This is a genomic window from Paenibacillus sp. HB172176 (assembly GCF_011947265.1).
Classification (GTDB): domain Bacteria; phylum Bacillota; class Bacilli; order Paenibacillales; family Paenibacillaceae; genus Pristimantibacillus.
The window spans coordinates 119004-131213 of the sequence record NZ_JAATHD010000017.1 but is presented as its reverse complement, the minus strand read 5'-3'; the positions used below and the strand labels follow the sequence as shown (position 1 = coordinate 131213).

The following is a 12210-nucleotide window of genomic DNA, read 5'->3' as shown; positions in this document are numbered from 1 at the left end:
TGTATGGTAGTGATTGTTCGACACCTTCACTTTACCAAATGAAGCGGTGTTTTTCTATGGCGTCAAGTCAACTAATCATTCGGCTTCAAACCTGTAATGACCATTTTGACTCTGCGAAAGTTGAGTCTATAAATATTTAATTCTAGACCGAATTCATTATCCCGGGAATCGAACATACAATCTTATCCCGTTTGATTCAATTAAACAATTTATAAACAATAAGGACCATTATAGTGATCATACTTGGTTCATGAATCTCATTGGGAATTTTTTGATGCTTATGCCCTTAGGAGTCATTTTGCCCGTTATATCCAAACGTTGTAGAGCATACAGCATCTTCATAGCAACGCTTATTGGCATTAACTTAATCATAGAAATTTCCCAGTACTACTCCGGTTATGGCAGTCTAGATATTGATGACGTAATGATGAATAGCTCCGGTGGAATCCTTGTTTATCTGATAATGCAAGCCCTACTTAGTAATCTGAAGAAGAATTCCTCGAATTATAGTTAAGAAAGGACATGGAACTCTATTGGTTAAACTCCTGTCATTCGTATTGGAATTACTGCGTTTACTCGTTTTGCTGGGTCTGACTCTATTTCTACTTGGAAAGTTACAACAGTTCGTTTATCAAATCATATGTGGGGAATCAACAGAAATTGGAATCACATTCCTATTCGGGTCTATTCTCTTGTTCCTTGTGCTGTACCGAAACTACTTTCAGTTTAAAGGATGGTACAAATCCGATATGAACAGAAAACTCGATAAGTACACCACAAGAACGTATACCATCATTTCATTAGGCTTATTATCCGTTCCTTTCTGGATGAGCATTTAGGAAACGCGAGGTGAACCATGAAAGTAACAAAGAAGCATCTTTTAAGGTTATTTTTGATCGGCTTGACTGCATTATTTATCCTTTCCTTCTTTTCGGCGAATTTAACGGTCAGAAGATATCTATTCCTTCGACTTCATTTCGTCAGCGCCATTCGAGTCGATATTAATCAAACCAATCATCACGATGAAGAATACGGGCAGTTGTATGATGTGAAGGGCTATGAAGATATTCAGACGAGGGATGAAATCAATGTTTTCTATTTGAAGCGGCATTGGACTTTCTGGTCAGTTAGAAGCGCAGGGACAGGCCCTTAAACCTCGCCATACAAAAAAGAGGGGAGAGTATGCATTGAACCTGAAGCAAAGCATTCTGATAATTGGCGTTTTATTAGCAGTATCCTTGTCCTTAAATGCTTACAGCCTGGTTCAAATTCAGAAATGGAAGCAACCGAATTCAGCTATCGAGACTGTGGAGACCGCAAGCTTGACTGCTTTGTCTGAAGAGTTGAATGTAGCTAAGATGCAAATCACCAATCATGCCGATCAAATAAGGAGCCTCGTCGAAACTGAAAAGCAGACCAAACAAGATATGGATGAGGAACATGAAATTCAATCAAGCGAAATAACCAACAGCATCAGCAAATTGACAAGCCTCATCTACAATCTTCCTCAGGTATCAAGGAAATTAGCTTTTGCAAATGGCTTAACGGTGGAAGATGGTCAGACGTTTGTTTCATGAGTGGTTTTCCGGAGAAGACGCGCAAAAGGCTGCCACCGAAGATAATCAAGCAAACGCAGGCTCTTTGAATAATAATTTCTATATCAGAAATGCAGAGATTGAAAACGAGAAATACGAGCTTACTTCGGACACATTAATCTTTGTTCTCGATGGCGCGCAATTAAAACCAGCCGACTATCAGCAATTTGTTCAAGAAGATATTACAGACCGACTTTTCCGCCTAAGCCTGGTGGGGGATAAAGTCGTTTTGCTCGAGGAAGCTTATCGGCCTTGATGTAGAATGCCAGAAATAGTTGGGAAGTGCTCCATAGACGGTTGGACTGCGCCGCAAAACAATGCCAACTCTTGAGGAGGAAATCACCCATGAGCGTTACCGTTCATCTCGTCAGACATGCCATTAAAGAAAAGGCAACAGGTGACGTGCCGATAACCTCTAAAGGTATCTTGCAGGCGAAAGCCACTGCTCTGTATTTTGCGGAGATCCCATCTCTTCTATCGTTACGAGTCCGCTCCGAAGAGCGATTGAGACAGCGAAACACGTAGCAGGGGATAGAAAAATACCCATTACCGTTGACTCAAGACTACGAGAGCGGGCTAACTGGGGAGAGCTGCCGAACAGATCTTCCAAGATTTTGTTGAGATGTGGAATAGAAGCACTCACGATTCTCAATACATACCTCCAATTGGCGATTCCGCTAAGCAAGCAGGCACAAGACTATTCGAATTCAGCCGGACAACCTTACAGAAGTGGAGAGATATAAAATCAATGAAGAATGTGATTTTAATTACACTGGCAATATTGTTATTGTCTGTTTGGAGTGGGTGTTCCAAAGAAATCAATCCAAATGCAAATATGTTTGAAGTTGGTAGTGATAAATTGAAAAGCGTAAAAGTTAGTCAGTCTTTTCAAATCACTGGATTTTTGAAAAATAATTCTAATCAAAAGTGGAATATCTCACATGGTGCTGGAATGTTTACCTATGAGATTTATGATGGTGATGGAAACCTTGTTAAACAAGATCATAATATTCTATACAGAGATGATATTGGATATTTAGATGAATTGAAGCCTAAAACTGAGTATAGAAATAATGGCGAAGAACACCGAAGCAAAGAATATTATGAATTTAAAATAGATAAGCCAGGGGTATATAAAATAAAGACTAGAGCAATCTTTTGGGTCAGAAATGGAGAGGAGACTGATAAATTTGACTTATCATCTAGCAACCTTAATGAATTCGAAGTGAAATAGCAGGGGAGCATATTCCGCTGGAAGAAGATTCGTAGATACCAGATTGTGTTTTAGATCTTAACATTAATATTTCTCAGGGAGTTGAAAGATTTGGGTAATCATGTGAATAAGATTTTGGGAGCCATATTTATGATTGTAAGCGCATTGATCTACACAACTGAAAGAATAGTTGAAAAGCTATCTGCTGCATTACAAGCCGCTGGTTATGCGTCACATGGAACTGGTTCCGATAGAACATATCACTATCAAAGTTTCTTTGATAATTTTTTTGTCTGGTTCTTTTTCTTCTTAGGTTTTTTATTGCTTGCATATGGATTCCCGCAGAAAAATAAATAATGATCAGAACATGCAAGATATAAAACAGAAAGCGTTGATAATGAAATTGATATCATCGAAGAATAAGAATCATTAGAACCGAGGATATGAGGTGAACAAAGTGAACAGAGTGGAACTCATACGCTCGGAGGAAAAGAAGTATCACGATTTTTGCTATGAGCAATACAAGCTGTTTGAGGCTGGTTCATGGCTGCATAAGCCTGTGCGGAGCGTGCTCGATATTTTGGAACAGTTCGAAGGGTATGAGGATCTTCAGGTTCTTGATCTGGGTTCGGGAATTGGGAGGAACAGCATCCCCATCGCTGAGGCCATGAAGCATCGAAGCGGCAAGGTTATGTGCGTCGATTTGCTGGAATCCGCAATTGAGAAATTGCGCATCAATAGTGAGGCATATGGCGTGCAAGCCTTTATTGAGACGCGACTGTCCGATATTGAGCATTTCGAAATTGAACAAAGCCACTATGACATGATTATCGCTGTTTCGACGTTGGAACATCTTAGCTCGGAAGATGCTTTAGCGAGGAAGCTTCATGAAATGAGGCTTGGAACGGCACAAAATGGCGTGAACATCATCATCATCGGCTCCAATATTTCTGAGGTCGGCGTGGGGACAAGCGAGCCATTAGATCCTATGTTTGAAATTAATCTTACTACGGACAGAATGCTGGAGCTGCTAGATACCAGTTATGAAGGATGGGAGATTCAAAAGCGATGGACCAAACCGCTGGCATATGACATCGAGAGAAACGGGCAGCCCGTTGCATTAACGACAGACTGTATTACTTTTGTAGCAAAGAAATGAAGGAGGAAATTCCTTGAGAAGCAGGACGCCTCCAGTCGCTGTCCATGCTCTATTCTTTCCAACCATCATATCTTAAGGAAGATTCATAGCGTTAAACGCCTGAGTGTCCAGTTTGCGTGAATCTAAAGAAGATTGGTATCGTTATTTCATCAAGGTCTGCATAATTTCAACCCGAAACGATGGAATAAGACGATCAATCTTCGTTAGAATCGAAAATGATGCCTATTTATAGGTTTAACGTTATCAGGTTTCGTTAGCGTTCCGCCTGGCTCCATCCAGGCTTCTTTATCAAGGTCTTTCGCGATGTTACACCTGCAACTTTGCAGGGCTAAGCAGCTTTGTAAGCAACAGGCTGGTCAATCGCTTATAACAGTTCAAGCAACAAGGCTTGAAGGGCATCGATTGGGATAATCTTGAGCGTGAGCACGACGTCTAGCTCTGGCCGAAAGAGGCAAGCGCCTCGAAGAACCGACAACCTCAAGCGGTCGTCGGTTCTTCTACATGCAGCTTCAACCCAGGAACAGCCAGCCGAAGTCCTCGCTGCGATGGAAGTCTGGGGTTTCGGATTGAACTCTTGACCAGCTCCCGTAATGAGGACTGTCGGTTTCGTCGCCGCACTTGTACAGATTGCCGCGCATCTTCGCTCCGGGGCGTGGGCGGAAAGAGGGAAACAAGCTCTCAAGCCAGCTCAGCGGGAGCCGGAAGCAGACCTCCCAATACGTTTCCCCAGTCTCCTGGTCAAGCAGATTCTTGCTCGCGCGGATAGGCAAAGCCGGCAGCTCGTCCAACTCGAGATAAACACGATCATTCCGAGTAGCTCCGATTCCGATCCGCATCGTCCCCTCCGCGTTAAACTCCAGATTCAAATAACGGGCATCCTCTCCAGGAGCAGGCTGAAGGAAAAACTCCAGACAGCTGTCCTTGTAGACATGAGCGTTATGTTCGGTATATCGCGCCAAAGGATCGGCTTCATACGCCCGCAGACTCACTTGCAGCTCTTCTTGCGTGCAGGATAAGGAGGCTTCGGCTTTCGGTCCGTGTTCACCTTGCATCCAGAGGTAATGCGCGATAGCCAATTGTACGCCGTCCTCATGGTTCGCCCATACCCCTTGATCCGATAATTGAGCGCGCGGAATAGTCGTCGTCATCTCGTGCGCGTTACTTCGCATTCGGATCCGGCTGATGGATGCCGAACAGATTGCCCTCGGTATCCAGATAATAGCCCTGCCACGCCATGCCCGGCAAAGCATACTTCGGCATAGCGAGCTGTCCTCCATGCTTCAGAATCGCGGCTTCCGTCTCGTCATAGCTTTCGACGCCCAGTGTGCAGGCGAAGGCATTCAGCGGCTGTGCAGGCATCGGCCCCGGTCCCCGGCGCTGCATCAGAGCGCCGTTAATGCCCATTTGCTCCGCGTCGCCCGTCACCGCGCCGTAATACGGCGTGCCTGCATACTCGCTCCAATCCTCGAACGTCCAGCCAAACACCGTGCCGTAAAATGTTTTCGCTCGCTCCATATCATTGACATGAATTTCGAAATGCACCGGTCTTCCCACGATGAAGCACCTCCACAAGATTTGTCATTTTTTTCTTCATGGCCTTTTCTAACCACGCCAGAATGCATCCATATTCAGGCATCCGAAATTACAAATGGATACGATGCAATGTTATTTTAACAGAAGCGGCCAATCGGTTAAACGCACAAATACGCTTGTCGAGTATTCATCTGTCGAGCATTCATCCATTCTATAGCGGTTCAATAATTTTGTCCGTATGGTAGAAGTCTTCTTCCGCATAGGAATCCAATAACAAGGTGTTGACGCCTAACTCCGCGTACTTACGCAAATAACCGGAGACACTCGCATAATCTCCAACCAATATCGGAGCTGCGTCCCCGCCGAGAAAGCCTCCCAACCAATAGACGTCATCGTGCGTTTCCGCTTGCAGCGCCAACTGGGCAAGGGATTTGTTCCAGGAAGATTCGGACCGCAGCTTCATTCTCGCGACAACGAGACTTTTATGATCCAATTTGTATTTGGCATGCGCCGCCCGCCAGGCTTCTTCCCTGGTTTCCCTTGCCAGGATTCCGATGCGCATGCCGATATCCGCCTTGCCTCTGAGCCTTAAAATCGGACTTTGGGCAAATTGCCCAATCGGCTCGGGATGCGAAATCGCGACATCGGCTACTTGCGAGGCTGCTTCGATGCTGGCTGGGGATGAGCCTGCCATACATATTTTCGGCATATATTCGGGCGGCACCGGATGAGGAGTAAGAGCGGCAAATGAATAATAGTCACCCTGAAAGGCGATTTTCTTCTCGGACATGAGCATGGCTTTCAGCACCTGAACATATTCGACAACCCGCTTATATCGATCTCCGTGATCCAGAGTATTGTGCATTTCATTCAGCTCGCCGGGATCCGCTCCCGTGATCATATTCAAATTGATCTTCCGATTATGAAGCAAGAAGATGGACTCGATGATTCTTGCCATCTGGACAGGCGAAGCATAATACGGCTGGGCAGCCAGGAGCGGAATTAAATTCGAGGTATGCCTCAGCACGATCGAGCTCAATAATACGGGATCCAGAGTGTTACGGCCAAAGAAAATCAATACGCCTTCATAACCGTAGTTCTCCGCCAGCTTCGCAACATGCTCTATGAGTTCGATCGGAGAGTTTCTATCGCTTGGCAAATCCGCAAACACGCGAAATTTCAACTTCATCGTATCACCCCGAGATCAGAAATAATACCGATTCAGTAACAACCCCGCCCTACATTCCACGAATGATGTAGCTCCCGCCAGCTTCCGCATGAAAGGCGATAACGTCTTCCTCTACCTTCTCCCACTCTGCGCCATCAACTGCAATCGCCGCTGACGTCCGTACCAGGCAGCGCGCAGTCTGCGAGGCGCGAATAGAAGCACTCTCGAGCCTGCCATCCTTCCATGCCAGATCGAGCTCATAGCCGCCGCGAGCGCGAATGCCGCTGATTCGTCCGGAGGGCCATGCGCTTGGCAGCGCCGGCAGCAGATGCAATTCCCCCGCATGACTCTGCATCAGCAGCTCGGCAATGCCTGCCGAGGCCGCAAAGTTGGCTTCGATGGTAAGCGGATAGAAGGTGATTTTGGGATGGCGATGGGCATTGAATAGATTCGGGAATGGGTTTCCGAGCAGCTTGGTCAAATACGCATGCGCCGTCTCCGCATCCTCCAGACGAGCGTACATGCTGATATTCCACGAATAGCACCAGCCGATCGTATCCTCTCCCTCGTACACGCGGCGGCGATCGAGACTGACTCTTGCAGCCTTGGCCAGCTCCGGGGTGCCGCGAACGGTAATCTGGTTGCCGGGATGCAGCGGATAGAGATGAGCGGTATGGCGATGGCCCGGCTCCGCTTCGTCGAAATCGCGGTACCATTCTTGCAATTGACCGTGCCGGCCGATGCGCAGCGGCAACAGCCGCTTCAACGCGGCTTGCAGCTCATCGCTGAACGAAACATCCTCTTCCAATATACGCGCCGCCTCGATACAGTTCGCGAACAGCTCGCGCATGAGCGCAATATCCATCGTCGAGCTCATGCTTACCGCCGAACGCTGTCCATCCTCCACAATGAACGTATTCTCCGGAGAGGTCGACGGCACGGAGACAAGATTCCCTTCCCCATCCTCCACTAAATAGTCCAGGCAAAATAGCGCCGCTTCCTTCATTATCGGATAGGCCTTATCGCGAAGGAAATCCCGATCTCCGCCGTAGGCGTAATGCTCCCACAAATGCTGACACAGCCATACGCCGCCCATGGGCCAGAACGCCCAGCTTGCCGAGCCTTGGGACGGGCTCGTATTGCGCCATAGATCAATGTTGTGATGAGCCGCCCAGCCTCTGCAATCGTAATAGGCCTTCGCCATTCGAGCCCCCGCAATGCGCAGGTCCTCGAGCAGCTCGAACAACGGCTCATGAAATTCCGCAAGATTGCAAACCTCGGCCGGCCAATAATTCATCTGCGTATTAATATTCGTCGTATAATTGCAAGACCACGGCGGCTTCGTCATGTTATTCCAGATGCCCTGCAGCGTAGTTGCCTGCGTGCCCGGACGCGAGGCGCTGATCATGAGGTAGCGGCCGAATTGGAAGAACAGCTCCGTCAGCCTCTCGTCCGATTCGCCCGCCCTCACCATCGCAATCCGTTCATCGGTAGGCAAGTGATCGCGGCTTGGCGCATCGAGCTCCAGCGACACCCGGTCGAAGAATGGCGCAATATCCGCCATATGGCGCTCCTTAAGCTCCGCATAGCCCCTCTTCGCCGCCGCTTCCAACCATCCCTCGCAGCGCGGACGCGGATCCATCCCCTCCAGAGCGGGATCCCGGTCGAAGCCATTGAAGCTTGTCGCTGCCGATAGAAGCAGGGTTACCGCATTCGCCCTCTGCACGACAAGCCTACCGCCATGCGCCTCGACCTGTCCGCCTTCAGGAATAGCCAGTAGATGGACCTGGAATCGGATTCCCTTATTTTGTTCGTAAATGACCGTATCTTGAGAAAACTCCTTCTCATGGTCCAGCAGACTCGGCGCTTCGCCGCCAAGGACAAGCTTGTCGATTCCGCTTTTCCTGATGCTGTATTGGAGACGGCTCGTCAGCGCCGCTTCCAGCCCGAGGGCTCCCGGACGATCAACTTCGAGTCGCACGACCATCACTTGATCGACCGCCGACGCGAAGACCTCGCGCTTATAACGTATACCGTTCGCCTCATAGTCGGCACGGAATATTCCGGTGCGCAAATCAAGCTCGCGACGATAGTCTTCCACAGTTGATGAATGGTTCATGACGAGGTCCAAATCGCCCATAGCCTGGAACGCATTGCCCGCCGGGCCCAGCATATGCTCTTCGATTACCGTCTGGGCTTCGCTGTACCGTCCTTCGAAGATGAGCTGACGGCTCTCCTCCAAATAACGCAAAGGCTCCTCCCGCTCCGCTTCCCGCTTCGTGCCGGACCATAGCGTCTCCTCATTAAGCGCGATCTGCTCGCGCTTGATGCCCCCATAGACCATGCCGCCAAGACGTCCGTTGCCGATCGGCAGAGCCTCGACCCATTCATCAGCCGGCTGCCGATACCACAGCTTCATCGCCTTGTCTCTTGCATTGTCTTCCATTGGTTCAGCTCCTCCATTAAGTTGGATGGTGAATCGACTCGAGTCAAGATTCGGACATCCTGCGCCTGAAGCGACAGGCTTCCCTCATGACTCTCGCCGCTCAACAAATCGATATAGGCTCCCGAATCAGAGCCAAGCTGTACCTCCGCATCCGCTTCCGTATGATTCAGCAGGAACAGATAGGATTGGCTGTCACTGACCCGAACAGCAGCCTCCACGCCCGCAGGCGTTGCCAAAACTGGCCGGATGCCGCGAGACTCGCACAGATGTCCGATGAGACCGCTCAGCATGGCCTGCTCCGGCGAGGTGGCAACATACCAGGCTTCGCCAGATCCGCGCCGATTCCGCGTAAGCGCGGGGAACCCTTGATAGAAGTCCCGTTCGAACACGGCGAATGCCTCCGCCCCTTCGACATGAACGACATCGCATAACACGCCGCAGTCGTAGGAGCCATCCAGCTCGCCCAAAGGTCCGCTCATCATGACGCGGTTCCTCTGATGCTCCATCGGCGCGTCAATCTCCTCCACCCACACGCCGAGCAGCTCGCGAAGCTCGCCGGGATAGCCGCCCGGCGTGACCAGATCATTCTCGTTCACGATGCCGCTGAATGTGGTGGACACCAGCGTTCCGCCCCGCTCGACAAAAGTCTCCAGCCGAGCCGCATAGCCTGGATGAACCATATACAACACCGGAGCGACCACAATGTCGTACCCCTCCAGATCCGTCTCCACGCCAATCATGTCGACCGGGATATTGCGGCTATAGAAAGCCTCGTAATACTTCTCGATCTCTGCCACGTAACGCAAATCCACCGTAAGCCCGCTGGAATGCTCGATCGCCCACCAGTTCTCCCAATCGAACACAATGGCCGCGCGCGCAGGGGAGCGAGCCCCAAGCAAGCTGTCGTTAAGCTTCCGAAGCTCTTTGCCAATCTGCGCGCATTCCCGGAATACCCGCGTATGCTCATGTCCGGCATGATCAATCATGGCGCCGTGGAACTTCTCGAAGGCGCCGAGCGAGCGGCGCAGCTGGAAGTACATGACCGCATCCGCCCCGCGTGCGACGGCATGATAGCTCCATAGACGGTTCACGCCGGGACGTTTCACCGCATTGCGGGGACGCCAGTTCAGCTGCGTCGGACAAGACTCCATGAGCATGAACGGATCTCCGCCCTTCAAGCCTCGCATCAGATCATAACGCATGGCCATACGGCCAGGGGTCATATCGTCGGCAGGGTACATATCGAGCGCGATGACATCAAGCTCCTTCGCCCATTTGAAATAATCGAGAGGCTTATAAGTGCCGTTGCTTTGAAAGTTGGTCGTTACGACCGCATTCGGCATCACGCTCTTGATGGCGTCCCGCTCCAGCTTGTAGCAAGATAGTATGGCATCGGAATTGAAGCGGTCATAGTCGAGCGAGATGCCTTGGAAGGCGGTAGCATCCGGACTGCTCGAGCTCATATGCTCGCTCAGCGCGCTCGGCAGCACGATTTCGTTCCAATCGTAGAAGGTATGGCCCCAAAATCTCGTATACCAGGCGCTGTTGAGCTTCTCAAGCGTGCCGTAACGATTCCGCAGCCATACGCGGAAAGCTTTCTCGCAATTATTGCAATAGCATCTGAGGCCGTACTCATTGTTGACATGCCACAGCAGCAACGCGGGATGATCCTTATACCGCTCCGCTAGCTTGCGGGCCATTCGCTCCGAATATAGACGGAAGGTCGGGCTGTTCGGACATGAATTATGTCTGCGGCCGAATTTGCGTTTGCGGCCGTCATGCTCGACCAGCGTGACATCGGGATACCGCGTTGCCATCCATGCGGGATGCGCGGCGGTCGACGTGCCGAGACAGACCTTGATCCCTTGCTCATGAAGCCTATCCATCATCTCGTCCAGCCATTCGAAGCAATACGTATGCTCATCCGGCTGATTAAGCGCCCACGAGAACACGTTAAGCGTAACGATATCAACTCCCGCGAGCTGGAACAGCCTCATATCCTCATCCCAAATTTCGCGCGGCCACTGCTCCGGGTTATAGTCTCCCCCGTACATAATCTTGGGCAAGCTCTTCGTAAACATCAGCTATCCATCCCTCGCGCTTCCAGCAAACGCTTGATTTCGAGCACACTGCGGCGCGGACTCGACAGCACCGGCTTGCCGATCCTCTCCGCTAGCTGCGCTTCCATTCTAGCCATAGAGCCTTGCGCCAGCACAAGCGCATCCGCTTGCTCCGCAACGCGAATCGCCGTCTCCATGAGGATACGGTCATGCTCCTCGGGCCGGCCGCCAACAAGAGCGTCATAGGCTCCGGCGGCAAGGCCGTCGACGAGCTGCACCGACTTGCCGCGCAGCTCGGCCTGCTGCCGCAGCAGCCGCATCGTCGGCTGAAGCGTCGTTGGCAGCGTTGCGAGAACGCCAATGGAGCGGTATTGCTCAACCGCTTCCAGCGCCATGCTTTCATCGATTTTCACTAGCGGTATGTTCAGGAAAGGCCGCGCGGCGCTGGCTACCTCGCCCACGGAAGAGCATGTATTGAGAATAATCGACGCGCCGATATCCGCGCCGTTCTGATAATATTGCAGAAGACGCCGCTTCACGCCCGGCGTCACCTCTCCCTCGCGCACCACCTCGGCAATCAAGCTGTCGTCGATAATATTGACCAATCGCACATCCGGCAGCAGCTCGTCGAATTGCTTCTTGAGCGGCTCGGACAGACCTTGTCCCGTGTATATCGCAACTACCGTATCCATGTCTTGGTTCCTCCTTGTTAGAAAGCGCTGTCTTTTCTACTAAGTGTAGTGGCAGCGCTGCTGAAATACAGCGTTCATTTCTAATGAGTTTTCTTTGAATTTCGGACTAAGCGCCAGGATTCATGCAATCGATGAGTTGTACGGATATATGAAAAAGAACAAAGCCACAGAGAAGCGGAAACTAGAGGCCGCCGATGAGGCTGGCGGGTCATTGTGGAAGGGGCTGCAAGGCGAGCGCTCGCTCTTGCACTGTTTTTCTGCGCTGCAGGCTCGCACGGCGTGACGACAGGCGCTCTTGCGCTGTTTTTCAGCGCTGCAGGCTCGCACGGCGTGACCGTGGGCGC

General features: G+C 50.5%; 14 protein-coding genes. 8 read left to right on the top strand and 6 right to left on the bottom strand.

Going from position 1 to position 12210, the window contains the following annotated elements:
• Nucleotides 1-139: 139 nt before the first annotated feature.
• The 8 genes from HFP08_RS29765 to HFP08_RS20205 all read left to right on the top strand — a co-directional run bounded on the left by HFP08_RS29765 (nt 140) and on the right by HFP08_RS20205 (nt 3967).
• A complete protein-coding gene (locus tag HFP08_RS29765; RefSeq protein WP_168122430.1) occupies nt 140-514 on the top strand; it encodes a VanZ family protein in 375 nt (124 codons plus the stop codon).
• 342 nt (nt 515-856) lie between these two features.
• The gene (locus tag HFP08_RS20235) at nt 857-1153 is read left to right on the top strand and encodes a hypothetical protein (RefSeq protein WP_168122421.1); all 297 of its coding nucleotides are present in this window, start codon (nt 857-859) and stop codon (nt 1151-1153) included.
• 34 nt (nt 1154-1187) lie between these two features.
• On the top strand, nt 1188-1577 hold the full coding sequence (locus HFP08_RS20230; protein ID WP_168122420.1) for a hypothetical protein: 390 nt from the start codon (nt 1188-1190) through the stop codon (nt 1575-1577).
• Nucleotides 1567-1851, top strand: coding sequence for a hypothetical protein (locus HFP08_RS20225; protein WP_168122419.1), 285 nt, complete (start codon nt 1567-1569; stop codon nt 1849-1851). The genes HFP08_RS20230 and HFP08_RS20225 overlap by 11 nt, the downstream gene beginning before the upstream one ends.
• Before the next feature lie 211 nt (nt 1852-2062).
• Nucleotides 2063-2338 carry a histidine phosphatase family protein gene (locus tag HFP08_RS29760; RefSeq protein ID WP_168122429.1) on the top strand — a complete coding sequence of 92 codons (276 nt, stop codon included), beginning with the start codon at nt 2063-2065 and terminating at the stop codon, nt 2336-2338.
• A 5-nt stretch (nt 2339-2343) separates the two neighbouring features.
• Complete coding sequence (locus HFP08_RS20215) at nt 2344-2829, top strand: hypothetical protein (protein ID WP_168122418.1); 486 nt, start codon at nt 2344-2346, stop codon at nt 2827-2829.
• 90 nt (nt 2830-2919) lie between these two features.
• Nucleotides 2920-3165 carry a hypothetical protein gene (locus tag HFP08_RS20210; protein ID WP_168122417.1) on the top strand — a complete coding sequence of 82 codons (246 nt, stop codon included), beginning with the start codon at nt 2920-2922 and terminating at the stop codon, nt 3163-3165.
• A 100-nt stretch (nt 3166-3265) separates the two neighbouring features.
• Entirely contained in the window at nt 3266-3967 is a 702-nt protein-coding gene (locus tag HFP08_RS20205) for a class I SAM-dependent methyltransferase (RefSeq protein WP_168122416.1), read from the top strand.
• Between the two features lie 509 nt (nt 3968-4476).
• Here HFP08_RS20205 and HFP08_RS20200 read toward each other — a convergent pair.
• The 6 genes from HFP08_RS20200 to HFP08_RS20175 all read right to left on the bottom strand — a co-directional run bounded on the left by HFP08_RS20200 (nt 4477) and on the right by HFP08_RS20175 (nt 11866).
• A complete protein-coding gene (locus HFP08_RS20200; protein ID WP_168122415.1) occupies nt 4477-5136 on the bottom strand; it encodes a carbohydrate-binding family 9-like protein in 660 nt (219 codons plus the stop codon).
• The gene (locus HFP08_RS20195; protein ID WP_168122414.1) at nt 5126-5521 is read right to left on the bottom strand and encodes a VOC family protein; all 396 of its coding nucleotides are present in this window, start codon (nt 5519-5521) and stop codon (nt 5126-5128) included. The genes HFP08_RS20200 and HFP08_RS20195 overlap by 11 nt, the downstream gene beginning before the upstream one ends.
• A 190-nt stretch (nt 5522-5711) precedes the next feature.
• Nucleotides 5712-6689, bottom strand: coding sequence for an LLM class flavin-dependent oxidoreductase (locus HFP08_RS20190; protein ID WP_168122413.1), 978 nt, complete (start codon nt 6687-6689; stop codon nt 5712-5714).
• Nucleotides 6690-6738: 49 nt separating this feature from the next.
• The gene (locus HFP08_RS20185) at nt 6739-9114 is read right to left on the bottom strand and encodes a glycoside hydrolase family 95 protein (RefSeq protein ID WP_168122412.1); all 2376 of its coding nucleotides are present in this window, start codon (nt 9112-9114) and stop codon (nt 6739-6741) included.
• Nucleotides 9084-11195 carry a beta-galactosidase gene (locus tag HFP08_RS20180; protein WP_168122411.1) on the bottom strand — a complete coding sequence of 704 codons (2112 nt, stop codon included), beginning with the start codon at nt 11193-11195 and terminating at the stop codon, nt 9084-9086. The genes HFP08_RS20185 and HFP08_RS20180 overlap by 31 nt, the downstream gene beginning before the upstream one ends.
• Nucleotides 11195-11866: an aspartate/glutamate racemase family protein gene (locus HFP08_RS20175; RefSeq protein WP_168122410.1), complete on the bottom strand. Its 672-nt coding sequence runs from the start codon at nt 11864-11866 to the stop codon at nt 11195-11197. Before HFP08_RS20175 ends, HFP08_RS20180 begins: the two co-directional genes overlap by 1 nt.
• Between the last annotated feature and the right edge of the window lie 344 nt (nt 11867-12210).